General features: G+C 74.0%; 15 protein-coding genes. 8 read left to right on the top strand and 7 right to left on the bottom strand.

Features of this window, described 5'->3' with window-relative positions; all coding sequences use genetic code 11:
- Positions 1–7 precede the first annotated feature (7 nt).
- The 3 genes from rfbD to FRAQA3DRAFT_RS17540 all read left to right on the top strand — a co-directional run bounded on the left by rfbD (position 8) and on the right by FRAQA3DRAFT_RS17540 (position 4,216).
- Entirely contained in the window at positions 8–910 is a 903-nt protein-coding gene (gene rfbD, locus FRAQA3DRAFT_RS17550; protein WP_009740387.1) for a dTDP-4-dehydrorhamnose reductase, read from the top strand.
- Between the two features lie 577 nt (positions 911–1,487).
- Entirely contained in the window at positions 1,488–2,159 is a 672-nt protein-coding gene (locus tag FRAQA3DRAFT_RS17545; RefSeq protein ID WP_009740386.1) for a TetR family transcriptional regulator, read from the top strand.
- 146 nt (positions 2,160–2,305) lie between these two features.
- Positions 2,306–4,216, top strand: coding sequence for an MDR family MFS transporter (locus FRAQA3DRAFT_RS17540; protein WP_009740385.1), 1,911 nt, complete (start codon positions 2,306–2,308; stop codon positions 4,214–4,216).
- Positions 4,217–4,276: 60 nt separating this feature from the next.
- Here FRAQA3DRAFT_RS17540 and FRAQA3DRAFT_RS38805 read toward each other — a convergent pair whose 3' ends face one another.
- The gene (locus tag FRAQA3DRAFT_RS38805) at positions 4,277–4,396 is read right to left on the bottom strand and encodes a hypothetical protein (protein ID WP_369809367.1); all 120 of its coding nucleotides are present in this window, start codon (positions 4,394–4,396) and stop codon (positions 4,277–4,279) included.
- 134 nt (positions 4,397–4,530) lie between these two features.
- On the opposite strand from FRAQA3DRAFT_RS38805, the gene FRAQA3DRAFT_RS17535 reads away from it, so the two are divergent.
- Positions 4,531–6,183 carry a hypothetical protein gene (locus tag FRAQA3DRAFT_RS17535; RefSeq protein ID WP_009740384.1) on the top strand — a complete coding sequence of 551 codons (1,653 nt, stop codon included), beginning with the start codon at positions 4,531–4,533 and terminating at the stop codon, positions 6,181–6,183.
- A gap of 1,883 nt (positions 6,184–8,066) precedes the next feature.
- On the opposite strand, the gene FRAQA3DRAFT_RS33275 is transcribed toward FRAQA3DRAFT_RS17535, so the two are convergent.
- The 5 genes from FRAQA3DRAFT_RS33275 to FRAQA3DRAFT_RS17510 form a co-directional block, all read right to left on the bottom strand.
- On the bottom strand, positions 8,067–9,203 hold the full coding sequence (locus tag FRAQA3DRAFT_RS33275; RefSeq protein ID WP_009740383.1) for a glycosyltransferase family 1 protein: 1,137 nt from the start codon (positions 9,201–9,203) through the stop codon (positions 8,067–8,069).
- Between the two features lie 49 nt (positions 9,204–9,252).
- On the bottom strand, positions 9,253–10,929 hold the full coding sequence (locus tag FRAQA3DRAFT_RS17525; protein WP_009740382.1) for a glycosyltransferase: 1,677 nt from the start codon (positions 10,927–10,929) through the stop codon (positions 9,253–9,255).
- On the bottom strand, positions 10,926–12,419 hold the full coding sequence (locus FRAQA3DRAFT_RS17520; protein WP_009740381.1) for a glycosyltransferase family 2 protein: 1,494 nt from the start codon (positions 12,417–12,419) through the stop codon (positions 10,926–10,928). The genes FRAQA3DRAFT_RS17525 and FRAQA3DRAFT_RS17520 overlap by 4 nt, the downstream gene beginning before the upstream one ends.
- A complete protein-coding gene (locus tag FRAQA3DRAFT_RS17515; protein WP_009740380.1) occupies positions 12,416–13,897 on the bottom strand; it encodes an ABC transporter ATP-binding protein in 1,482 nt (493 codons plus the stop codon). The genes FRAQA3DRAFT_RS17520 and FRAQA3DRAFT_RS17515 overlap by 4 nt, the downstream gene beginning before the upstream one ends.
- A gap of 116 nt (positions 13,898–14,013) precedes the next feature.
- Positions 14,014–14,955, bottom strand: coding sequence for an ABC transporter permease (locus FRAQA3DRAFT_RS17510; protein WP_009740379.1), 942 nt, complete (start codon positions 14,953–14,955; stop codon positions 14,014–14,016).
- A gap of 473 nt (positions 14,956–15,428) precedes the next feature.
- Here FRAQA3DRAFT_RS17510 and FRAQA3DRAFT_RS17505 point away from each other — a divergent pair, with 473 nt between their 5' ends.
- The 4 genes from FRAQA3DRAFT_RS17505 to FRAQA3DRAFT_RS17490 all read left to right on the top strand — a co-directional run bounded on the left by FRAQA3DRAFT_RS17505 (position 15,429) and on the right by FRAQA3DRAFT_RS17490 (position 21,149).
- Positions 15,429–18,017 (top strand): HAD-IA family hydrolase, encoded by a 2,589-nt coding sequence (locus FRAQA3DRAFT_RS17505; RefSeq protein ID WP_009740378.1) that lies wholly within the window; start codon positions 15,429–15,431, stop codon positions 18,015–18,017.
- Complete coding sequence (locus FRAQA3DRAFT_RS31630) at positions 18,014–19,684, top strand: class I SAM-dependent methyltransferase (RefSeq protein WP_009740377.1); 1,671 nt, start codon at positions 18,014–18,016, stop codon at positions 19,682–19,684. The genes FRAQA3DRAFT_RS17505 and FRAQA3DRAFT_RS31630 overlap by 4 nt, the downstream gene beginning before the upstream one ends.
- Before the next feature lie 106 nt (positions 19,685–19,790).
- Positions 19,791–20,666 carry a helix-turn-helix domain-containing protein gene (locus FRAQA3DRAFT_RS17495; RefSeq protein WP_009740376.1) on the top strand — a complete coding sequence of 292 codons (876 nt, stop codon included), beginning with the start codon at positions 19,791–19,793 and terminating at the stop codon, positions 20,664–20,666.
- Between the two features lie 78 nt (positions 20,667–20,744).
- Positions 20,745–21,149 carry a VOC family protein gene (locus tag FRAQA3DRAFT_RS17490; RefSeq protein ID WP_009740375.1) on the top strand — a complete coding sequence of 135 codons (405 nt, stop codon included), beginning with the start codon at positions 20,745–20,747 and terminating at the stop codon, positions 21,147–21,149.
- Here the strand turns inward: FRAQA3DRAFT_RS17490 and FRAQA3DRAFT_RS17485 are convergent.
- Positions 21,134–23,650 carry a WD40 repeat domain-containing serine/threonine protein kinase gene (locus FRAQA3DRAFT_RS17485; protein ID WP_009740374.1) on the bottom strand — a complete coding sequence of 839 codons (2,517 nt, stop codon included), beginning with the start codon at positions 23,648–23,650 and terminating at the stop codon, positions 21,134–21,136. The genes FRAQA3DRAFT_RS17490 and FRAQA3DRAFT_RS17485 overlap by 16 nt on opposite strands.
- Positions 23,651–24,475 lie beyond the last annotated feature (825 nt).

Here is a 24,475-nt window from a genome sequence, read left to right as displayed (position 1 = left end):
TCGGGCCGTGCGCGTTCTCGTGACCGGTGCCGCCGGACAGCTCGGCGCCGACCTGTGCCGGCTGCTCGAGGCCCGGATGGCCGAACCGGACTCCCCCGTGCGGGCCTGGGCGGGCCTCGGCCGGGCCGAGCTGGACATCACCGATCCCGCGCGGGTCCGTGCCGTCCTGCGTGACCAGGCCCGGCCGGCGAAGATCCAGGGTGGCCTGGTCGTCGTCAACACCGCGGCCTGGACGGACGTGGACGGTGCGGAGGCCGACGAGGCCGGGGCCTACGCCGTCAACGCCACCGGACCCGCGCATCTCGCCGCCGCCTGCGCCGAGGTCGACGCCACGCTGGTGCACCTGTCCACCGACTACGTCTTCGACGGCCGGGCGACCAAGCCCTACGAGACCGGGGACGAGACCGGTCCCGCCTGCGCGTACGGCCGGACCAAGCTCGCGGGCGAGGAGGCCGTGCGGGCCCTGCTGCCGGCGTCCTCGTACGTCATCCGCACCGCCTGGGTCTATGGCCGGACGGGCGGTAACTTCGTCAAGACGATCATCCGGCTGGCCCGGGAGCGCGGGGCGGTCTCGGTCGTGGCCGACCAGACCGGCTCGCCGACCTGGTCGGCCGATCTGGCCGCTGGCCTGCTCGACCTCGTCGCCTCGTCGGCGCCGCCCGGGGTCTACCACTGCACGAATACCGGCGAAACGACCTGGTATGGATTCGCCCGCCAGATCATGACGGAGATCGGGCTGGACCCGGCCACGGTCAGCGCGACGACCACGGAGGCCTTCCCCCGGCCCGCCGCACGGCCGGCCTTCTCCGTGCTGTCCACGCGATCGTGGCTAGACGCGGGTCTCGCCCCGCTGCGTCCCTGGGACGAGGCCTTGCATGCCGCCTTCGCCGGCGACGACCTGCGCGGCTGAGTCCGCCCTGCGCCCGTCGGGGCCTGCCTGGACGAGCAAGTCCGCTGTCCTGGGTGGTCGCTGCGGGGAGCAGGCCACCGGCGCCGGACCGCGCCGCTGCGCCGCCCACCAGCCTGGCCCCGGTCTCCCGGCCAGATAGTGGCCAAATAGCGGCCAGATAGCGGCCAGATCGTGCCGAGGCCAAAGCACGGTTCTGGGCCAGAAAACCGTCATTGAACCTCGGCACGATTCTGTATCGGATCGATGACGGACGGTGCGGCGGCTGATGGTGCGGCAGAACCCGGACTACGACCAGCAAGCCGCGTGCGGCAGCGGGGACCGATCGACGCGTCCCTGACTGATCGACGCGTCCCTGACTGATCGACGTGTCCCTGACTGATCGACGTATCTCTGCTGACCCGTCGAGTCTCGGTTCCCTGGCCTCCTTGCCGCGCAGCGCCCCCGGCCGGTCAGTACCGATCCCGAGCTCATCTGTGTGCAAGTCACCTCGGTCAAATTTTGCATAGTGAGAATAAATTCAGGGACTACAAGGTTGTAGCTGCTGCATCCAACGAGACGTCAGGCCGGGGAGGGAACGATGACGACCCAGGCGGGCCCGGATCGGGCGACCATGGAGCCGTCGGTCGGGGCCCGGCCGGCGGAGCTGGGCCTGCGGGAACGCAAGAAGCTGCGGACCCGCCGCGCGCTGCGGATGGCGGCCATCCGGCTCGTCGCCGAGCGCGGGCTGGACGGTGTCTCGGTCGACGAGATCGCCGCCGCGGCGGAGGTCTCCACCCGGACGTTCTTCAACTACTTCCCCACCAAGGACGATGCGCTCGTCGGCATCGACCCGGAGGACATCCGCGAGATCACCGAGGCGCTGGCGGCCCGGCCCGCCGACGAGGATCCGTTGGCCGCGGTGCGCGCGGTCATGTTGCAGCGCGCCGAGCTCATCGCACCCGAACAGGCCGATCTCTGGCGGGCCCGCCTCGCGATCATCCGCCGGCATCCGCATCTGATGACGGCCAGCGCGGCGAGCTGGAGCTCCTACGAGAACGCGCTCGCCGAGGCCGTCGGTCGCCGCTGCGGCCTCGATCCCGCCCGGGACCCGTATCCCGCCGTGCTGGTCGCCGCGGCGCTGGCGATCGTGCGAATCCTGTCGGTGCGCTGGCAGGAGTCCCCGGGCGCTCCGCTGGTCGACCTGCTCAGCCAGGCGTTCGACAGCCTGGCCCGTGGCCTGCCGCCACCACCCGGCGCGTCCCCAGCCTGACCGGCGCAGACCGGATACCGCGCCGTCCCCCGCACGTCCCACCCCCGCACGTCCCGCTCCTGAACCGCACGCACCCTGAGGAAGCCGACACCGATGAGAACGACGGAACTCTGTACCGACCGCCACGACCACGAGGGGAGCTGATCATGACCCAGGCTCAGGCGTCCGCGCCCGGCGTCGAGGTCCCGGCCGACGCGTCCGCGGCACAGGTCGCCGACAAGCGCCGGCTCTGGATCATCATGGGAGCCCTGCTCCTGGGTATCCTGCTGGCCTCGCTGGACCAGACGATCGTGTCGACGGCGCTGCCGACGATCGTCGGTGATCTCGGCGGGGCGACCCACCTGTCGTGGGTCGTCACCGCCTACCTGCTCGCCTCGACGGTGTCGACGCCGGTGTGGGGCAAGCTCGGTGACCTGTACGGGCGAAAGATCCTCTTCCAGGTGTCGATCGTGCTGTTCCTGGCGGGCTCCGTCCTCGCCGGCGCCTGCACGTCGATGGGCCAGCTCATCGGTTTCCGCGCCCTGCAGGGCCTCGGCGGCGGCGGCCTGATGATCGGCGCGATGACCATCATCAGCGATCTGGTGCCGCCCCGGGACCGGGGCCGCTACCAGGGCCTGTTCGGCGCCGTGTTCGGCGTGTCGTCGGTGGTCGGCCCGCTGCTCGGCGGGCTGTTCGTCGACCACCTGTCGTGGCGGTGGGTCTTCTACGTGAACCTGCCGGTCGGCGCGGTCGCCCTCGTGGCCACGGCGCTGGCGCTGCCGGCGACGACGAACCGGATCAAGCACGTGATCGACTATCTCGGCACCGTGCTGCTGGCCGCGGCGACCACCAGCCTGGTGCTGCTGACGAGCCTGGGCGGCACCACCTACGCCTGGGGCTCGCCGGAGATCATCGGCATGGGTGTCGCGGGTGCCGTGCTGCTCGTCGCGTTCGTCTTCGCCGAGCGCCGGGCGGTCGAGCCGGTCCTGCCGCTGTCGCTGTTCCGCAACCGGGTGTTCTCGGCGGCCGGGGCGATCGGTTTCGTCGTCGGCTTCGCGATGTTCGGCGCGATCGTCTTCCTGCCGCTGTTCCTCCAGGTGGTCAAGGGCGTCGACCCGACCGAGTCCGGCCTGCAGATGCTGCCGGTCATGGGCGGGCTGCTGCTCAGCTCGATCACCTCCGGCCGGCTGATCAGCAAGTGGGGCCGGTACAAGGTCTTCCCGATCGTCGGCACCGCGGTGATGTCGATCGGCCTGTTCCTGCTGTCGTTCATCAGCCCCGACATCGCCACCTGGCAGCTGGCGCTGTCGATGTTCGTGCTCGGCGTCGGGATCGGCTCGGTGATGCAGGTGCTCGTCATCGCCGTGCAGAACTCCGTCGACCACCGGCAGATGGGCGTGGCGACCTCGGGTGCGACCTTCTTCCGCTCCATCGGTGGCTCGTTCGGTACGGCCGTCTTCGGGGCGATCTTCGCAAACGTGCTGGCCGGCAACATCAACGAGCGGCTGGCGGGCCTGCCGCTGCCGCCCGGCCTCGCCGCGTCCGGGGCGAACATCAGCCCGAAGCTCCTCGAAACGCTGCCGCCGGACATCCGCTCCGGCTTCGTCCAGGCGTTCTCGGACTCGATGCAGACGGTCTTCCTGGTCGCCGTGCCGATCGGCCTGGTCGCCTTCGCCCTGACCTGGCTACTGCCGGAGATCCGCATGCGCCACACCGTCGACACGGCCGACACCGTCGCCCCGACCGCTGGCACCGCCCCGACCGCTGGCACCGCCCCGACCGCTGGCACCGCCCCGACCGCTGGCACTGAGCCGACCGCTGGCACTGAGCCGACCGTCACTGCCGCCGCCGTGACTGCTGCCGGTCCGACCGCCGCCGCGCCGATCATCGGTCTAGTGGCTGCCGGTGGGGTGGCCGCCGGTGTGGGGACCGACATGACCGAGGGCGTCTCGTCCGTCGCCAACGGGGTGACGGAGCGGTACGGCGCCGGTGAGCCCGCCGGAGGCGTCGCGGTGGCGGAGGCCGGCGAGGCCCCGCGACCGGACGGTTCAGGCGACGCCGCGAAGCTCCTCCAGTAGACGGGCCTTCGGACGCGCTCCGATGACCGAGCGCACGAGCTGCCCGCCGCGGTACACATTTCAGGGTCGGCATCGACAGGATGTGTTTGGCGGCGGGCGCCGGGGCGCGACGTCGACGGTCACCATCCGCAGCCGGCCGGCGAGCTCCGCGGCGATCTCCACCAGCACCGGCCGGGCCATCCGGCAGGGCGGGCACCATGGTGCCCAGAAATCCACCAGGACCGCTGGACGCTGACGTCGACGTGAAGGGCCACCCGTCACCGGCGCAGGTCCGGTGACGGGTGGCGGGTGGGGCGCCTGCGAGACTGGGGGCGATGGTTAGCGTCAGTCAGGTGCCGGGCGACGCCGGTGTCGTCGACGACCGCGCGGGTGACCTGGACGACGCGCCCTCGGCCAGCCCCACCAGGGCGCGGGCGGCCCTGGCGGGATGCCGTCGGGGGGCGCGGCGGCACGTGGTCTTCGGCGTCCTGCTCGCCGTCGCGGTCGCCGCCCGGGTGCTGGTACTGGTCGCCTACCCGCCGGCGCTGATGTATCTCGGGGACTCCGCCGCCTACCTGGACCAGGCCTGGCGCGATCTGTGGCCGGGGGACTGGCGGCCGTCCGGCTATCCGATCTTCCTGCGGATCCTCGACGGTCCCAGCCACGTGACCCGGATCGTGGTCGTGCAGCACCTGCTGACCCTGGCCGTCGCGGTGGCGCTCTACGCGGCGGCGCTGCGTGCGGTCCGCCGGCCCTGGTTGGCCGCGCTCGCCGCGGCCCCCGCGTTGCTCGCGCCGTGGGTGCTGGACCTGGGCCAGTTCGTGCTGGCGGACAGCCTGTTCGGGGTGCTCGTCTCGGCCGGCGTCGCGGTGCTGGCGGGCTGGGAGCGGCCCCGGGCCGTCGCGGCCGCGGGCGCCGGGCTGCTGCTGGGCGCGGCGCTGTGTGTGCGGACCGTGGGCTACGGGCCGCTGACGGTCGCCGTCGTCGTGCTGGTGGTCGACGCGGTCGCCGCCCGCGGCCACCGGACGCCGGTGCGGGCGGTGGCCCCCGTCGTCGCGTTCGTGGTGGCGGCCGCCGTGCCGGTGGGCGCCTACGCGGGCTGGAGCGCGGCTGAGGGCAAGGGCTTCGCGGTGTCCGCCCATTCCGGGTTCTTCCTGTACGGGCGGGTGGCGCCGTTCGCCGACTGCTCGACGATCTCCCGTGCGGACCTGCGCACCCTGTGCGACCCGCGGCCCGCCGGCCAGCGCGGCGCCCCGGTCCGCTACCTGTGGCCCGCCGACTCGCCGCTGCGCCAGGGCCACCGGCAGATCCCACCGGGGCGGGAGGACCTCGCGGGGACGTTCGCGCGCGGGGTGGTGCGCGAGCAGCCGTGGGCGCTCGTCACGTCCTCGGCCCGTTACCTCGCCGGCTACCTGTACCCGGTCCCGTACGAGACCCCGAAGACGTCCCGGGCGGACACCTGGGAGCTGCCAACCCGCGGCACCAACGTGCTGCCCCCGGACGACGCCCACGCCGACGACGGCTACTTCGTCGCCACGGCGGTGCACTCGCCGCCGGCCGGCCTGCTCGCCGCCTGGTCCAGGCTCTCCTACGCCCCGATGCCCCTGGTCGGCCTGGGCCTGCTGGCGGGCATGGCGGCGTCGCTGCTCACGGCGGGCCGGGCGATCCGGGCGATCCGGACCCGGCGGGCGGCACGGGGAACCGGGCAGCACGTCGACCGGCCCGACGGGGCTACCACCGGCCCGCCACCGGCGGCGGAGTCCGATCTGGGACGGCCGGCGCCGGCGCCGCATCCCGCCGCACCTGCCGGGGCCGGTCGGTTGTTCTGGCTGGCAGCCGGGTCCGGTGTGTCGACACTGGTGCTGTCCGCGGTCACCTCCGGCTTCGACTACCGCTACCTCGGTGCGGTCATCGGGCCGATCGCCCTGGCCGCGATCATCGGTGCTGGCGAGTTCGTCGCCGCGCTGCGGCGGCGAACCGCCGAATAGCCGACCCTGTCCGGGCGCTACCGTCATATCCGCCGGGACGGACGGGTGCCCGCGCGCCGCCGGTTGATCGGCGTGGGGGGTTCGGCATGGGACGGCACCGATCGGCCGGCCCGGACGGAGGCGCCAGAGCCGCCGCGGACGGCACGGCCGCCCAGGACACGGCCGCCCTAGGAGCCTGCGCCCAAGGAGCCGCCGCGGGGGGAATCGCGGGTGATGATCCGCGCGGTGCGCCGACCGGGGCCGCCGGCGGCGCCGTGGCGGTACGGCGGTGGTTCGTGACCGGGGTGGCCGCGGCCGGTCTGATCTTCTGCTCGCTGGGTCTGCTCGTCGCCGCGGTGGTCCCGCCGTTCACCGGCGCCGACGAGGCGCAGCACACGGCATACGCCCTTGAGCTCGCCCACGGTTCGCTGCCGCAGCTCGACACCCCCGTGCGCTCGCGGGTGCCCGGCATGCCGGGCCTGCCGGCGCGCTGCCGGGCCTCGCCCGCGCAGGTCCGGGCAGCGGTCGACGCGCACGCCGATGGGCTGTGCGGGGTGCGTCTCGGCCGGCCGCTGTCCAATTACGATCTTGTCTACACCGCCAACCATCCACCGTTGTTCTACGCGGTGGAGGCGGTGCCGCTGGGGGCCGGCGAGGCGTCGGGCCATCCGCTGGCCGGCTTCCGCGCCGCCCGCGCCGTCAACGTGCTGCTCGGCGTGGGCGTCGTCGTCGCGACGGCGGCGCTGTGCCGAGCGCTGCTGCCGCGGCGGCCGGGTGTCGCGGTCGGGGCGGCGGCGATCATCGGGGCCGTCGGGCTGATCGTCGTCACCTCCGGGCAGATCTACAACGACGCCCTGGCGATGGCGACGGTGACCGGGCTGCTCGCGGTGACCGTCGCCCTCGCTCGCGGCGGGCCGCGGCCGCGGATCCTTGCGGGTCTCGCGGTGCTCGGGCCGGCCGCGGCGGCCAGCCGGGCGAGCGGCGCGGTGGCTCTCGCCGCCGTGGTGCCCGCCGTCGCCGCCGCCGTCGCGCTGCACACGACGGGAAGCCGGGCCCGCCGGGCCGGCCGGGGCCTGGCCGCCGCCGGTGCGCTGCTCGCCCTCACCGTCGGCGCCGTCGGCTGGTTCTACCTGCGTAACCTGCGCCGCTACGGCGATCCCACCGCCTCCGGGCGGATCGCGGACATGTTCCCGCTCGGCGGGGCACGCCCGTCGATCTGGCAGGTGCTGCGCGACGGCGATCTGTGGTGGTACGTCTACCGCGGGTTCTTCGGCCGACCCACGCTCGTCACTGGGCACGCCGAGCAGGTCGCCGTCGGCGTCGCCGTGGTCACCGGTGCCGGTCTGGTCGTGGCGGGCCTGCGCGCGTGCGCCCGGCGCCTGTCCGCCGTGGGTGTCCGCGGACCCGGTGCGGATGCCGGTCCCGTGCCCGCAGCGGCCGCCACGGCGCAGGCGCAGGTGGGCGGGTGGGTCCGCGGGAGGGGACCGGGACCTGCGTCGGGCCCGAGGAACGGCGGCGCGGCCGTCGGATGGCCCCTGCTGGCCGTGCACTGCCTGCTCGTCGTCGCCACCCTGGTGGGCTACGTGGCCGCCGGCGGGGCGTCGTTCACCCGTTACCTGCTGCCGATGGCGCCGGTGCTCGCGATCGGCGTCGCCGCATCCTGCCGATCCCTGCCGCTGGGCCGGCGCGGGCTGCCGACCGTGGCCGTCGTCGCGGCGATGGCCGCCTGCACGCTGGTGCTCGTCGGACGGGAGCTGGCCTGGAAGCGGCCCGCCCTCGCGCCGCTCGCCCTGCCCGACCGGCTGCGCGCCGCGTGGGCGCTCGCCGGGCCCGGCTCGCCGCGGGTCGGCCTGTCGGTCCTGGTGGGCTGCGCGGTCCTCGGTGGGGCGCTGCTTGCCGTCGCCCTATGGAAGCTCGGCGACCCGGCGGTAGACGCCTGCCGTCAGCTCCGCGGTGCGCCGCCAGGTGAAGGTACGGGCGTGGGCGCGGCCCGCCTCGGCGTCGCCGGGAGAGGCGAGCAGGGCGAGGATCGCCTCGGCGAAGTCGTCGGCGAACGAGTCCCGGTCGGCCTGGCGGACCAGCCGCACCGGGCTGCCGACGGGATCGAGCAGGGCTCCGGTGACCTCCCGGACGGTCGGGATGTCGGCGGCGACGACCGGGGTGCCGGCGGCGAGCGCTTCCAGGGGCGGTAGGCCGAAACCCTCGTAGCGCGAGGGGAAACACAGCACGCTGGCGCCCGCGACCGTCGCCCGAAGCTGCTCGGCGTCGAGGTAGCCGGCGGTGATCACGCTGCCGGCGGGCAGCCCGGCGAGGTCGAGGGTCGGCCCCCACCCCGGCGGTCCCACGAGGACCAGCGGAGGGGCGCCGAGCCTCGCCGCGTGCAGCCGGCGGACCGCCTCCAGCAGCACCGGCAGGTTCTTGCGCGGTTCGACGGAGCCGACGAAGAGCAGGTACCGCTCGGGCAGGTCGTGCGCACGCAGCCAGGCGGCCGTCGGCGCCGGGGTGGTGAACCAGGCGTCGTCGACGCCGAGTGGGGTGGGGGTGACCAGCGCCGGGTCGAGCCGGTAGGCGGTGACGACCTCCTCGGCGACGGCCCGGCTGGGGGTCAGCACGGCCGCGGCGCGGCGCAGCCCGCGGGGGACCAGATCGCTGTAACGGGCCGAGGCCGCCGTGACCGTGTCCGGGGTCCGCAGGTAGGACAGGTCGTGGACGGTGAGCACGCCGCGGGCCCGGCGCAGCGGCGGGAGCACGAAGTTCGTCCCGTGCACGACGTCCGCGGCGCCGGTGAGCCATTCGACGGGGGGCCGATCGCCGCGGACCCAGGCGTCCTGCAACAGTCTCGCCGGCGCCCGGCGGGCCGCCGGGCGCACCCCCGCCGGCAGGCTCCCGGCGAGCTCGTCCAGCCCCCGCCAGGTGAACGCCGTCGCCGCCAGCTCCCAGGAGGTGTCGAGCCGGGCGAGGCCGGCCAGCAGGTGCTCGGTGTAGCGGCCGACGCCGGTGCGCCGCCCGAGCAGCGGCGTGCCGTCGAGCACGATCCTCATCCGGTGGCTCCTGCCGCTGTCATGGCGATGCCGCGCCCCCGTGTCCCGGTCAGCCCTGGTAGAGCCGGCGGCGGTCGGCGATGTCGCGCCACTGGTGGGCGAACGCGTCGTCCGAGAAGGTCTGGGCCCGCTCGATCGCCGCGGCGGCGAGCCGGCCGCGCAGGCCGTCCTCGGCGGCCAGCCGGCGGGTGAACGAGGCGACCTGCTCCGGTCCGGTCCACCGGTAGCCGTCGACGCCGTGCCGGACGATCTCCCGCTGCCCGGCGCGGTCGATGACGACGGGCACGCAGCCGCCGGCCATCGCCTCGACGGTGGTCATCCCGAAGTGCTCCGCCGTCCAGGGGCGGCGCCGGTCGTCCTCGCCGTAGCCGGTCGCCGACCAGAACACCGAGCTGGTCGACAGCAGGTGCTCGACCTGTGCCCGCGGCGCGTTCGGGTGGATCTGCACCGGCAGCCCGGCCCCGGCGGCGCGGACCTGCTCCAGGTAGGGCAGCTGGGAGTCCTCGCAGCCGCCGACGACGTGCATCGTCCAGCCCGGCAGGTCGCCGGCGCGGTACAGCTCACCGAACCACTGCACCATCTCCAGCTGCCGCTTGGCGTGCCCGAGGCCCGGCGCGAAGAACCGCCCGACGGTGACGACGGCCTTCTCCCGGACCGGTGCCGGGTGCAGCCGCTGCACCTGGATCGGGGGGAACAGCACGTCGGCGTCGCGCTTCCACAGCCGTCGGATCCAGCCCTGGGTGAACTGGGAGTTGGCCATGACCACGTCGTAGCCGTCGAGGTAGGCCAGGTCCGCCGGGTCGCGCAGCAGCCAGGGGAAGCGCAGCGGCAGGCGGGCGATCGGTCCCTCGTCGCCGTCGGTGACCCGCGGCCGGCTCACCGCGACGCCGAGTTCGCGCACGTCCGCGTCACCCGGCGAGAACGCGTCGCTGACCAGGGTGAGCTCGGTGCCGTCTGTGGTCGGCGGCAGCGGCACCTCGAACGGGGCGAAGTCGGCGCCGATCTCCAGCTTGGCCAGCACCCCGCCGCCCGCGTCTAGGACCCGCAGCGATGTGCCGGTGGGCGCGCCGGGGCGGCCGATGTCGGCGCGCAGGGTGCGCCGCTCACCCGGACTGACGGCGAGGATGCCCGACCCGTTCGTCCAGGTCCACTGCCGCCGGCGGCCGCCCTCCGGCGGGTACCAGCCCTGCCCGAAGCTGACCGCCGGGCGCACCCCGCGCAGCAGCGGGCCGGCGGTGCGCACCGCGGCCTTGCGCCAGGCCGCCATGTCGTGGTCGAAGGGCGTCGGGAAGAAGCACAGGTACGCCGACCGCGGGGACTGCGGCGAGATGCGGCTCATGTACGAGCCGTTGACGAACAGGTCGTAGCCCGCGGACAGGGCCGCGATGGCCTCCTCGCCGCGGTCCGGCAGCCGGACGTAGCGGCAGCCGGCGAGATCCAGGCCGAGATGGCTGCCGAGCCGGTCGAGGTCGACCTCGGAGTGCCCGAGGATGTCGACGCTCGCGCCCTCGGCCGCCAGCACCTGGGCGATCATGCCGTTGTGGCGTTCCCCGCCGCCCATCGAGTGCCAGAACCGGTTGTAGACGGCGGCGCGAACCCCCCGCGCCGGCTGCTCGCCGGGGCCCCCGGCCGCGGTGGCCGTCGCGGCGGCATCCGTGGCGGCGGCATCCGTGGCGGCGGCATCCGTGGCGGCGGGGTCCGTGGCGCCGCCTGCGACCCCGCTCAACGGGGGACCAGCCAGCTCTGCAGGCTCGCCCGCCGCTCGGCGGCCGTGCGGCCGATCTCGCGGCGGGCCCGCAGCATCGCGGGCAGTAGCCGCAGGTACGAGCCGCACACCCGCAGCCGCAGCAGCGTCGGGCGGATCGCCGGTCGGCTGCGGCCCCGCCACGCCTGACGCAGGGTGCGCACCGCGATGGAGGCGGTCGTCGCCGGGTAGCGCAGCGCCGCGGACAGCGCCAACGTCGCCGTCGCGTCCTTGGTGAGCATCAGCAACCGGTTGCGGTCGGTGTGGAAGACGAACAGCGGCGACCACTCGACGCTCGACGCCGAGTGGATGTGCCGCAGCACCGCACCCGGGACGTAGCGGATCGTGTACCCGCGGGCCCGGATTCGCCACGACAGGTCGGTGTCCTCGTAGTACAGGAAGAACGCGTCGTCGAACCAGCCGAGCTCGTGGCCCAGCGACGACCGGATGGCCATCCCGTTGCCGCAGGCGGTGAACACGTCCTCCGGCTGGTCGAACTGGCCGGTGTCGACCTGCTGGTAGCCGCGGTCCGCGCCGTAGCCGTCGGTCAGCACGATCCCGCCGACGTTGTTGACCACGTCGACGCGCGGCGCCTCCCCGCCGACGGTGAGCGTCACCGTCGTCGACTCGGGGCCGACGGCCAGCTCCGCCCGGCCGCCGTCGGTGGCACCGGTCGGGCCGTCCCAGCTCAGGGTGACCTGCTTGCGTGACTCCGCCGCCCAGGTGAACCCGAGGGTGACCGGCCCACCGTCCGGGATCGGCACGCACAGCTCGCCGTCGCCGCGGGTCCAGAAGTACGGGGCCTTCGCCGGTCCCTCGGCGCCGTAGGTCAGCTTCTCCCAGAGCACCTCGCGCAGCGCCTCGTGCCCGTCCACCGTCACCGACGACACCCGCACGCCCAGCTCGCGGGAGTCGTGCGGGCCCGGCACGAAGGTGGGCGTGCTCAGCCGCATCCGCAGGAACCGGGGCAGGAACACGACCTTGCCGGTGATGGCGCCGAGGCGCTGGCCGCCGGGCTCGCCGAACGGCGCCAGCAGGGCCGCGAGCCACGTCGGTTCGGGGATGGCGTCGTTGTTCACCAGCACCGCGTACGGCGTGGTGACCTGGCGCAGGGCGAGGTTGTTGCCGCCGGCGAAGCCGAGGTTGCGCTCCGATGGCACGACCCGCACCCACGGGTACCGCTCGGCGAGCAGCTCCCGGGAGCCGTCCGCGGAGGCGTTGTCGACGACCCAGGTCTGGAACGCGAAGCCGGCATCCTGCTTGGCGATGCCGTCGAGGCAGGCCGGCAGCAGGTGCGCCCCGTTCCAGTTGACGATCACGATGGTCGCCAGCGGCTGCGCGGACACGCCGCCGCCCGGCCCGGCGGTGGTCCGGGCCTGCTCCGGTGTCCGGGCCTGCTCCGGTGTCTGGGCCTGCTCCGGTGTCTGGGCCTGGGCCGTCGTCCGGGTGTGCTCCGGCGTCCGTTCCGTCATCCGCGCAGCCTCGCCTCGTAGTCGACCTTGAGAAGTCCGTCCGCCTGCGGGCCGCTGACGCCGAACAGCTCCTCGAAGCGGCGGGTCGTCACCGGGGCGCCGGTGGTGGCGTCCGAGACGTGCACCTTGACGGCGAAAGCCCCGAGCAGTTCGGGCAGGTGCGGGACGGAGAAGTCCACGATGTGCCGGCCGGGGCCGACGGCGAGCCCGCCGGGGGGCGTCTCCATCATCCAGATGGGCACCTCGCTCTGCCCGACGATGTAGGTGTGCAGGTAGATCTGCTCCGGTGCGCCCTCGGTGACGTCGAGCTCGACGCTGACCGTGAGCCGCTCGCCCGGGTCGTACTGCACCATCGGCAGCCCACCGGGATCGGGGCTGAAGGCCACCGACTGGGGACGGACGGTGGCGTACTCCCACGACACCGGCCCCTCGGCCGGCAGGCTGCCCAGCTTCTGCCGCAGCAGCTTCGTGCCCACGGCGGGGTTGCCGTCGTAGATCAGCGAGCCGGACTCCAGGACCAGGATCCGGTCGCACATGTTCTCGATGAGGTCGAGGGAGTGCGTGACGAACAGGATCGTGCGTCCCTGCGCCCGGAACTCGGCGATCTTGGCCAGGCACTTGCGCTGGAACGCCTCGTCACCGACGGCGAGCACCTCATCGACGAGCAGCACATCCGGATCGACGTGCACGGCCACGGCGAAGCCGAGGCGCACGTACTGGCCGGACGAGTAGTGCTTCACGTCGTCGTCGATCTTGTGTCGCAACTCGGAGAAGTCGACGATCGAGTCGAACAGCCGGTCGATCTCCCGCTTGGACAGCCCGAGCAGCGAGGCGTTGAGGTAGACGTTGTCCCGTCCGGACAGCTCGCCGTTGAACCCGGCGCCGAGCTCCAGCAGCGACGCGATCCGGCCCTGCACCGAGACCTCCCCGCTGGTCGGGCGCAGGATGCCGGCGAGCACCTTGAGCAGCGTCGACTTCCCCGAGCCGTTCGCGCCGGCGAGCCCCACCGTCTGGCCGCGCCCGATCGTCACGTCGACGTCGCGCAGCGCCCAGAAGTCGTCCCCGGCGGGGCCACCGCGGCGGACGAATCGTTCCTTCAGGCTCGTCGCGCGGTTGTGGTACGAGACGAACCGCTTGCTCACCCCGGTCCCCTGGATCACCACCGCCGAGCCGGGGGCCGGCCCGCCGTCGCCGACCTGCCCGGGCGCGCCGACGGGATCGACCGCGCCGGGCACGCCGGGCACGCCGGCCGGCGCCGCGCCGTTCGCGCCGGGCATGCCCCAGGCGTCCAGCGGGCCCGGCGGCGGCGGCGCGGCGCCGGGGTAGGACGGCGCGGCCGGCGTGGCGGGGTCGAGCGCGGCCGGGGCGGCAGGGCCGGCCGGCGCGGCGCCGTCGACCGGGCCGCGCGGGGCCGCGGAACGCCGCCCCCACGGCGGGGAGGCCGCACCGCGCTGGTACGCGGACGAGTGTCGGGCCACTACAACTCCTTGCTGGCCGCCGGCGGACGTCTCACCATGATCGCACCGCGGTCGGCGTGCTGGCTCCAGGGCTCGCGGCGGCGGACGACGACGTCGCCGGGCCGCCGGGAGCCCACCTACAGATCCTCGGCGAAGTCCGCCTGCATGGTGCGGAACACGTGGAGCCCCACCCAGAGCAGGACCAGCGAGATCACCCCTGCGACGGCGAGATGTTCCAGGTAGAACGTGTAACCCGGGTCCGCCAGGACGGGGGTCGAGCCGGTGGAGCCACCCCCAGGATCGTAGATCGCGCGTTGGAACGTGATGACCACCACCGCCATCGGGTTGAGCAGGTACACCCACGTCCATTCGTGCAGCTGGGTCTGGATGAGGCCGAAGGCGTAGACCATCGGGTTCAGCCAGAACCAGGCGAGCAGGGCGACGTCGAGCAGGTGGGAGGTGTCGCGGTAGCGCACGTTCAGCGCGCTGACCAGCAGGGATAGCGCCACCGTGAACGTGATGGCGACGGCGCCCGCGGGCACGAGCAGCAGCAGGTCGGCGCCGAACAGGTTGTAGCCGAGAATCAGGATCACCACGAAAAGCACGAGCAGCTGGAGCAGGAAGTGCACGGCGGCGAACCCGACCGCCGACAGCGGGAGCACGGCAAGCGGGAAGCGCACCTTCTTGACCAGGTTCGCGTTCGCGACGACGCTGCCGCACGCCGAGGACACGCTGCCCGAGAAGGCGTTCCAGACCAGCAGCCCGGACATCAGGTAAATGCCGAACCGGTGAATTCCCGACTTGAGGACGATCTGGAAGACGAACGTGTAGACCACGAGCAGGAGCATCGGGTTCGCCAGCGACCAGGCGAAGCCCAGCGTGGAACCCTTGTACTTGACCTTCAGATCCTTGCGGACGAGATTGCGCAGCAGTTCCCAGCGCACCCTCGTCTGCGCCCGGCTGCGGCGGGCCAGCCGGCTCGGGTCCATCGCGTGCTGCCCCGGGCCGGGGCCCACCTGCTGCGGGGACGGGGCCGTCGGAGTACCAGCCGGCAGCGGAGCGTCAGCCAGATGTGACACGGCCGGCCCTCCCCGTCCCCCGGAGGTCAGGCCGCCGGTCCCCGGCACGGCGTGGTTGGAGCTGCACCTGTCCGCTCCTCACTCGACACGACAGAGATCCGACAGTACCGAGAACCGTCGCCGGCTCGGCGCACCCCCGGCCGGGGCCACGCCGGGACACACCCGCCGGACACTGCGCCCACCGAGGGTGTTGTCCCGATCGCGGATGAATGGCCGATGGCGCGCGATGGCGAACCGGCCCGCTTCTCGGCGGAATCGTGACGGTACCGTGCCCGGACCTGGCCGGCGCCGCCACCCGGTCCGGTGGCCGGTGTCCGGAACGGGGTTCATAGTATCGACCCGTCCATCTGGCTTCGGCCGGCCGATGCCGCGTGGGGGATTCCCGACGTTTGGCGGCCGTCGGGGCCGACCCGGCGGAGGCGGCCGTACCGGTCGCATGGAGCGGCCGTTTCGGTCGCATGGAGAGGACGGCCGTGTTCACCGACGTCCGACTACGCGAAGTGTGGTCGCATCTGGAGTCGGGCGGGGCACAGGCCCTGACTCTCGATGTCTTCGACACCTTGTTGTGGCGCATGGTGCCCGAACCCACCCACGCGTTCGTGCTGTTGGGCCACCGGCTCGCCGACGCCGGCCACCTGCCGCCCAGCGTCTCGCCGGGGGAGTTCGCCCGGCTGCGCGTCCACGGCGAGCATGTGGCGCGGATGCATGCCCATGACGCGCGCGGCACCCATGAGGTGCGCCTGGACGAGATCTGGCAGGTGCTCGCCCCCGCGCTGCCGGGCACCGCCGGGGTGCAGGACCTGATCGACGCCGAGGTCGCGGTCGAGCGGGAGCTGTGCCGGGCCGATCTCGCCGTGGTCGAGCTCGCCGAGCTCGCCATGACCAAGCTCGGCCTGCCGGTGTACCTGCTGTCGGACACCTACTTCTCCGCCAGCCAGCTCGAACGGCTGCTGAACCGGCCGGAGCTCTCGGGGGTGCAGTTCACCCGGATCTTCACCTCCTCCGATGCCGGGACGTCCAAAAGCGACGGGCTGTTCCGGCACATGCTGGCCGCGTCCAGTCTCCAGCCGTCCCGGGTGGTCCACCTCGGCGACCATCCCGTCGCCGACGTCGAGGGCGCCCGCGAGCACGGGCTCGTCGCCATCCATTACCCCAAGTACGCCGGATCGCTGCGGCACACCCTCGACCTGGAGGGACTTCGCAACCAGCCCAGCGACGACGCCCCGATCGACCCGGTCGACGGCGACTTCGGGATGACCGCCCTGCGCGCCCGCACGCTGCACCGCGCGGACGCCCTCGCCGTGCCCGCCGGGCTGCGCCGCTACTGGGAGACCGGGGCCACCGTCTTCGGCCCGGTCTTCGCCGGGTTCGCCGAGTGGGCGGTGGAGCGGGCGCGCGACTTCGGCGCCGACCACATCCACTGCCTGATGCGGGAGGGGGACTTCCTGTCCCGCCTGCTCGTCGACCCGGGCGAGGACGTCGGCATCTCCGTGTCGACCATGTGGGCGTCCCGGCAGGTGTGCGCCCTGTCCAACGTCTTCGAGGGCAGCCCGGAGGAGCTGAGGAGCTTCCTGGTCCGCCGGCACGCGCCGAGCGTCGGCCAGCTGCTGCGCCAGCTCGGCGTCCGGCTGGACAACGTCGCCGGCATCTCCGCGCTGGCCGACCGGCGCCTCGACGTGCCGGGCCTGCTCGACGACACCCTTGAGGCGCTCTGCTCGGACGAGCGGATCCGCAGCGAGATCGTGCTCACCGCCACCCGGCTGCGGGAACGCTACGTGCGCTACCTCGACAGCCAGCTGCCGGAGACCGGTCGGGTCGTCTTCCTCGACCTGGGCTGGGGTGGCACCATCCAGGCGCTGCTCACCCGGCTGCTGGCCGCCACCGGCCGCAAGCTGGACATCCTCGGCCTGTACCTGGCGACGAACCAGGCGGCGATGAGCCACCGGCTCGCCGGTATGGAGCTGGAGGGCTACGTGGCCTCCGGTGGGCAGCCGGAGACGATGGCCAACCAGCTCATGCGCAGTCCCGAGGTGCTCGAACAGCTCTGCATGCCCGACGTGGGGTCGCTGGTCTCGTTCGACGAGATGAGCAACCCGGTGCTCAGCATCGACCGGACCTCGCGCACCCAGGTCGCCCAGCGCGCCGCCGTGCAGGACGGCATCCTCGCCTTCCAGCGCGAATGGCTGCGCTACCGGCGCTCGGAGACCCCGATGCCGTCGCTCGCCTCCGCCGGCGCGCGCCGCGCGGGCCTGCGCATGCTGACCCGCTTCGTCGCCCGGCCGACCGCCGCCGAGGCCGCCGCGTTCGGCTCCTGGGCCCACGACGACAACTTCGGCTCCGACGCCTCCGAGGGGCTGCTGCCGCCGGAGCTCGTGCGCCGGATGCCCTACCTCACCCCGGCCGACATCGACCGCATCTCCATGCGGGAGCTCTACTGGCCCGCGGGCGTCGCCGGCGTCGCCAACCGGCCGCTCGCCGTCATCAGCGGGCTGGCCGCCGCCGCCGGCGTCCCGCCCGAGGAGGTCTCGCCGGAGGCCGCCGCCGGCCCCGTCGAGGTCTACGTGGACACCGGGGCCGACTTCGTCAACGGGGTGAAGGAGACGGCGCTGACCCGGTCGGCGCGCGACGGGCTGTCGCTCGTCCGGCTCAGCGCGCAGGCCGTCGGTGCCCGCCGCATCCGCATCGACCCGGCCGGCCGGCGCGGGCTGCTCCGGTTGGACTGGCTGACGCTGTCGTTCCACATCAACAACATCGCCGAGCCCTACAAGGTGACCATCACCTCGCTGGACGACCCCGCCCAGCAGCTCGCCCTCGTCGGCCTGCGGCTGCTCCAGCCGAACCTGGTGGAGATCCTCGGCGACGACCCCCAGCTCGTCTACACGATCGATCTGGCCTCCCAGCCGCATCTCGCCGGGGTCTACGCTCTCGACGTCGAGATGGCCTTCGGCTGGATGGGCATTCGAGGCGATCCGCTGATCCTGCCCATGGCCGGCCCGGGCCGTGACGGGCTCCCCGTCCGGGCGGCCCGCAAGATCCGGCGCGAGCTCGGAGGACTGCGGTGACCGACCAACGGGACCCCGAACCCGCCGCGACCGGGCCGGTGGACGGTGCCGACGCCCCGGGAGCCCGGGGCGAGGGCGCCGAGCCGGGCGAGCCCGCGGCGCGGGGCCCGTTCGAGGTTCGCGGCGGCCCGTCCCGCCCGCCCGCCCCATCCCCGTCGGCGGTGTCCCCGGCCGCGTTCCCGGCGGTGACCGACGTGGCGGCGCACGCCGTCGCCAGGACCGGCACCGGTCCCGCGGCTTCGGCCCGGTCGGTCGACCCGGAGGAGCACGGCGCCGTCCGGGACAGCTTCGCCGAGCTCGCGGCCATCGCCACCGGTAGCGATCCCGCCGATAACGATCCTGCCAGGCCCGATCCTGCCGGGCCCGATCGCGCCGGGCGCGACGGATCGGGGATCGACCTCGGCGGGCCGGGGTCCGGGTTCGACCTCGTCCGCCAGGACGATCACGCCCTCGACGTGGGGGACGCCGCCGAGCCGACGCTGGCGCCGTTGCTGCTGCACTCCCTGTCCGACCTGCGGGAGATCTGGGTGCCGTTGATCGAGGCGTCCGGTGCGCGCAGCGTGGCGGAGATCGGCTCGGAGAGCGGGGTCACCACCTCCCTGCTCGTCGACCTGCTTCGTCGCGGCGGCGGCGGTCGGCTGGTCGTCGTCGACCCGGACCCGGGCGTGGCGCCGGCCTCCGGCGGCGGGCTCGACGTGCAGGTCATCCGCGGATACAGCCCACAGGCGCTCGACGGCCACGCGCCGACCGACGCCTACCTCATCGATGGAGATCACAACTACGCCACCGTGCACGGCGAGCTCACGGCGATCGCCGATGCGGTCGCCCGGTTCAGCCGCTCGTACTTCCCGCTGGTGGTCCTGCACGATGTGGGTTGGCCGGCGGGGCGGCGCGACCAGTACTACAGCCCGGACCGGGTGCCCGCGGACGCCCGCCAGCCGTACTCGTGGGACGTCGGCGTCGAGATCGACGATCCCGGGGTGGTCCGCGGCGGTTTTCGCGGGATGGGGGCGTTCGCCTGGGCGCTGACCGAGGGCGGGCCGCGCAACGGGGTGCGCACAGCGATCGAGGACTTCGTCGCTGAGCACTCCGACCTGCGGTTCTTCACCGTCGCGCCAATCTTCGGCCTGGGCGTGATCGTCGACCGCCGGGCGCCGGGGGCGCGCCGGATCGCCGATCTGTTGACGCCGTGGGTCTCCAACCGCCTGCTGTCCCGGATGGAGCGCAACCGCGTCGACCTGTACCTGCACGTGCTGCGGTTGCAGGACGCGGCGGCGACGGTGGCCCGGGCGCGGCAGCGCGAGTGGTCGCGGCTCGACGACGAGCGCAGCCGGCTCGCCGCCGCCGAACTGGAGCACCTGCACCGCATCGGCCAGCTTGAGCAGGAACTCGCCGAGCTGCATCGGCGCGAGACCGTGGACGCCGAGCGCGCCGTCCACGGTCACCCTGCGGCCGCCGACGAGCCGAAGCTCGTGCAGGTCGCCCGGATCGCGGGCTCGGCACTGCGGTCCCGGCTGAGCCCGACCGGGCAGGAACGGCTGGCGCGGGTGCAGACCCGGATCGCCGACACCGGCGCCGGCCGCACGGCCCTGCCCGTCCTGCGCCGTCGGCCGGGTGCCCCGTCGCGGGGTGGCCCGAACGATCCGGACGCCCCCCCGCACGGGTAGGACCATGGATCCTCCACCGACCACGGACCCTCGACAGACGATCGCCCCCCGATCGACGATCGCCCCCCGTCGACCGAGGACGGCTCCCCGATCCGGGACGGCCCCGGTGTGCTGGCCAGCCCACCGGTCCTGGACGCGGATCGCCGTCCCGGCCGATCTGCGGGAGACGGTGCAGGCGTTCTGGTACGCGCACGTGCCGGTGGGGGACGGCTGGGAGGCGAAGCTGCCCGGCGGGTCGTTCCAGCTCGTCGTCAACCTTGATCGGGACCGTTTCACGGCCCGGGACGGCTCCGGCGGCGGCCGGTTCGCCGCCGGCGGAGCCGCGCTCGCCGGGGCGTTGGCCCTGCCGGTCCTGCTCGATCGGTCCGAGCGGCGGCGGGTGTTCGGGATCAGCCTGCGGCCGGCGGCGGGAGGGGTGATCGCCGGTGGCGCCTGCCCGCAGGCAGCGGCGGTGCCCCTGATCGACCTGGGCGAGGTGTGGGGCACAGAGGGACGGCTGCTGCGCGAGCGGCTGCTCGCCCTGCCCGGTCCGGCCGAGGTGGCCGATCACGTCGCGCAGGTGCTGCGCCACCGGGGCCGCGCCCACCTCGATCCGGCCGCGATCGCGCTGGCCGCCCGGGCCGCGGGCCGCCTGGGCCGGGGGATGCGGGTGACCGCCGTCGCCGACAGCCTGGGCGTGAGTACGTCGACGTTGACGCGGTTGCTGCGACGGGAGCTGGGCCTCACCCCGAAGGTCCACCAGCGGGTCGCCCGGTTCCAGCGGGTGCTCACGACGGTCGGGGCCGGCCCGGACACGGGCAGGGCGGTCGGATCGGACTGGGCGGCCATCGCGGCGGCGTGCGGCTACTACGACCAGTCGCATCTGATCCACGAGTTCACCGCGCTCGCCGGGATGCGTCCGGGGCACTACCTGCCGAACCACGCTGATGGCCCCCACCATGCCGCCCTGCCGAAGGACGCCGCCCGAGTGGCGCGGGCCTGACGGATTTTTCCAAGCCACCGCCACGGAGCGCTGCCATCATGAGACCGCCCGTGTCGCTACCCTCCCCTGAGGTGGATCATGGCTGTTCTCCGGATCGTCGCCGACCTGCCGTCCCGCTCCCTGCCGGCCGCCCGGTGCTTCTACGCGGCCGTCCTCGGGCTTGAGCCGATCATGGACCACGGCTGGGTCGTGACGTTGAGCGATCCCGACCGGCCCGGCCCGCAGCTCACCCTGCTGACGCACGACCTCACCGCGCCGGCCGTCCCGGCCGTCTCGGTCGAGGTCGACGACGTCGACGCCGCCCACGCCGCGGCTCTCGCCGCGGGTGCCGGCATCGTCCACCCGCTGACCGACGAGCCGTGGGGGGTGCGCCGGTTCTTCGTCCGGGATCCGGACGGCAACGTCGTGAACGTCCTCGGCCACACCCGGTCCCGACGACCGGCCCCGCGGTTAGCAGACCGGCTCGGTCAGCAGACCGGCTGATAGGGGACGTCGGCGATGTGCCGCTGCCATTCGGCGTCGTTGATCTGCTTCGACGGGTCGGCGCAGGCGGCGGCGGTGAGGCTGGCGTCATCGATACGGCTGATTCGCACGGTGTAGTCGTCGCTGGCGGTGGCGATGCCATTGCCGTCCGGTGTCCACGCGAGGGCCTGGATCCAGTCGCCGTGCCCGCTGATCGTGCCGACCGACGCCGGCCGGCCGGTGCCGGAGACGTCCCACAGGTGCACGGTGGTGTCCCAGCCGGCGGTGGCCAGCGTCTTCCCGTCCGGGCTGAAGGCCAGGTCGAACACCCACTTCTCGTCGGCGGGGAAGGAGGCGGTGGCCGCCGGGCGCGACGGGTCGGCGATGTCCCAGATACGGGCCGTGCCGTCGTAGGCGCCGGTGGCCAATCGCCGCCCGTCGGGGCTGAACGCCACCGCCCACACGTAGTCGGTGTGCGCGGTGATCGCGGCCAGCGGCCGCGGCCGGCGCGGAGCGGTGATGTCCCACAGCCGGGCGGTCCGGTCGGCGCTCGCGGTGGCCAGCAGGCGGCCGTCGGGGCTGAAGGCGACCTCGTTGACCCAGCTCGTATGGCGGTCGAGCACGGACAGCTCGGTGGGATGGCGCCGATCCGTGATGTCCCACAGCCGGGCGGTGTTGTCGTAGCCGGACGTGGCCAGCGTCCGTCCGTCCGGGCTGAACGCGGCGTCGAGGACCCAGCCGTTGTGCCCGAGGATGACGGAGAGCTCGGCGGGATGGCGGGGGTCGCTGATGTCCCAGAGGATCGCCGATCGGTCGTAGCTGACCGTCGCCAGCGTCCGTCCGTCCGGGCTGAACGCGGCATCGAGAGTCCAGGAGGTGTGCCGGGTCAGGGTCGACAGCTTCACCGGATGGGTCCGGTCGGAGATGTCCCACAGCTGGACGAGGTTGTCCGCGCCGGCCGAGGCGAGCAGCCGCCCGTTCGGGCTGATGTCGACGCCGAGGGCGGACTCGGTGTGCCCCTCGAGCACGCTGGCCGTCGCTGCGGCGAAGGAGGTGCGCAGCGCGGCGCGGGCCTCACGTGCCGGGCTGAGGCGGTAGGCGGCCAGCGACAGCCGGGCGGCGAGGTCCGCGTCGGAGTTGCGCACGGCCTCGGCGGCCAGCGCCACCCGCGCCGCCGTCTCCTCCCGGCTCGGCCGCTGGCTGGCACCGGTGGTCAGCGCCAGCGGCACCAACGCCGCGATGAGCAGCACCGCGAGGATGGGCGCGGCGAGCAGCGCGATGCGCCGCCGGTCCCACCGGCCGTGGTGTCGGCCCCGGGCCGCGGGGTCGTCCGCCGTCGCACTTCCGACCGCCAGGTCGTCTGTCGCCGGGGCGGCGGGACCGGGCCCGCCGCCGAGCGACGCCTGGTTTCGGTCGCCCGGCAGTGGCAATGCCCGTCCGGCGCCGAGATCGGGGCCTGTGCCGGCGGGGCCACCCCGCCGGCCCCGGGCCGCCTCGCCGTCGGACCGATCGGGGGAGGTCTCGGGTCGGGCCGGATCGGCAGGTCGAGGCCGCACCTGCGACCACCCGGTCGGCCCGGCGCCGGGCGGCGGCCCGTCGCCCTCCGCCCCGATGCGCTGGGGCGGAGCCAGGACCGGCGCCGCGGAGCGGATGACGCGGGTCACGTCCGGATCGGGATGGGTCGAGGGTCCCATCCCCACCAGGCGCAGGAACAGATCCTGCGCGGTCGGCCGGGCGGCCGGATCCTTGCGCATGGCCTCCTCGACGATCGGGCGCAGCGCCGGGTCGAGGCCGTCGAGCAGCGGCTCGCGGTGCACGACCCGGTAGAGCTGAACCGGCGTCGGGCCGTCGCCGAAGGGGAACGACCCGGTGCCCGCGTAGGTGACCAACCCGCCCCAGGCGAACACGTCCGCCGCCGCCGTGACGGGTTCGCCGTTGGCCTGCTCCGGCGCCATGAACGCCGGGGTGCCGACCCGCTGGATCTCCTGGCTCAGCATCGTCTGGGCATCCAGCGCCCGTGCGATCCCGAAGTCGATCACCCGCGGGCCGAGGGAGGACAGCAGCACGTTGGACGGTTTGAGATCGCGGTGCACGAGACCCGCGCCGTGGATCGACGTCAGCGCCGCCGCGACGCTCACCGCGAGGCGTTCCAGGTCGGCCGAACGCAGCGGGCCCTCCGCGGACACGCTCTGGGCGAGGGTCAGCCCGTCGATGTACTCGGTGACGAGGTAGGGCAGCCCGTCCGGTGGGTCGACGACGTCGAGCACCTCGGCGGTGCAGAACCGGGCCACCCGGCGGGCGATGTCCGCCTCGCGCCTGAACCGGGCCCGGAACTCGGGCACCCGGGCCAGATCCGGTCGGATGACCTTGACCGCGACGAGCCGGCCCGCGTACCCGGTCACATCGGGACGGCCCCGCCCGAGGTAGACGGTGCCCATCCCACCCTCGCCGAGCCGGCCCAGCAGCTCGACGTGGACGAGCTCCCGCGGGTCGTCGCGGTCGAGCGGCGCGACCGGTCCCACCCCGCCCGGTCCCACCCCGCCCGGTCCCGCCCCGCCCGCTGTATCGCCACCGGTCGCCGGTGTGATCGGGCCCCTGCCTGTAACCGCGCTCCCGCCTGTAACCGCGCTCCCGCCTGTAACCGCGCTCCCGCCTGCGGCCGCGCTTCCGCCGGTGGTCGGGCGACCGGCTGTGGCCGGGTGGTTTACCGGGCCGCGTGGCTCGGCGTGGGCGCCGCCCGGCGCCGGGGATGGCGCGCCGGGCGCATTCCCCGACCCTGCCACGCCGGCGCTCGCCAGCCCGGTCGCGGCGGCCAGTGAGGCGTGCGGCAGCGGGTCCTGGGACAGCGGCGGGTGGGGCGCCGGCGTGGGGGGCGCCGGCGTGGGGGGCGCCGGCCCCTCGACGGGGATGGGTGGGGACGGCACCGCGGCGGGACCCGGCGCCGGATACGGGCCCTGGTCGGGCGGCGGCGCGGGCGGGGGCGTCACCGCCCGCGCCCTGCCCGTCTCCCGCTTGCGGCGCAAGATTCCCCCCGAACTAAGATGGCCGACACCGCGGACGTCTTGCTTACGATCATCATCTCACGGTCCGTCAGCCCCGGCCGGCGCCGTCGCGGTCGGCCGCACCTGTCCGGGCTCCGTGCCAGTGTGCCGCTGCGCGCATGAGCGTGCACACTGTGCAGTGGATATCGGACCCTATGTCGCCGATCGTCGTTCCGCCGGGATCCGGCGGTCAGCGCGGTTGCGGATGGCGGGCGCCGTCGGGTTCGGCGGCGGCGGAGCTCGGTGGCGGTGCCGCCGGCGGCTGGGTCGCCGCGGGTGGCTGAACCGCCGCCGCTGGCTGGGCCG

This window comes from Frankia sp. QA3 (genome assembly GCF_000262465.1).
GTDB lineage: Bacteria > Actinomycetota > Actinomycetes > Frankiales > Frankiaceae > Frankia.
This window is presented reverse-complemented; position numbering and strand designations above follow the sequence as displayed.

Coding starts and splice junctions, on each gene's coding strand:
- FRAQA3DRAFT_RS17545 (WP_009740386.1), top strand. CDS start 1,488: ATGACGACCCAGGCGGGCCCGGATCGGGCGACCATGGAGCCGTCGGTC.
- FRAQA3DRAFT_RS17520 (WP_009740381.1), bottom strand. CDS start 12,419: ATGACGGAACGGACGCCGGAGCACACCCGGACGACGGCCCAGGCCCAG.
- FRAQA3DRAFT_RS17535 (WP_009740384.1), top strand. CDS start 4,531: ATGGTTAGCGTCAGTCAGGTGCCGGGCGACGCCGGTGTCGTCGACGAC.
- FRAQA3DRAFT_RS33275 (WP_009740383.1), bottom strand. CDS start 9,203: ATGAGGATCGTGCTCGACGGCACGCCGCTGCTCGGGCGGCGCACCGGC.
- FRAQA3DRAFT_RS17490 (WP_009740375.1), top strand. CDS start 20,745: ATGGCTGTTCTCCGGATCGTCGCCGACCTGCCGTCCCGCTCCCTGCCG.
- FRAQA3DRAFT_RS17540 (WP_009740385.1), top strand. CDS start 2,306: ATGACCCAGGCTCAGGCGTCCGCGCCCGGCGTCGAGGTCCCGGCCGAC.
- FRAQA3DRAFT_RS38805 (WP_369809367.1), bottom strand. CDS start 4,396: ATGGCCCGGCCGGTGCTGGTGGAGATCGCCGCGGAGCTCGCCGGCCGG.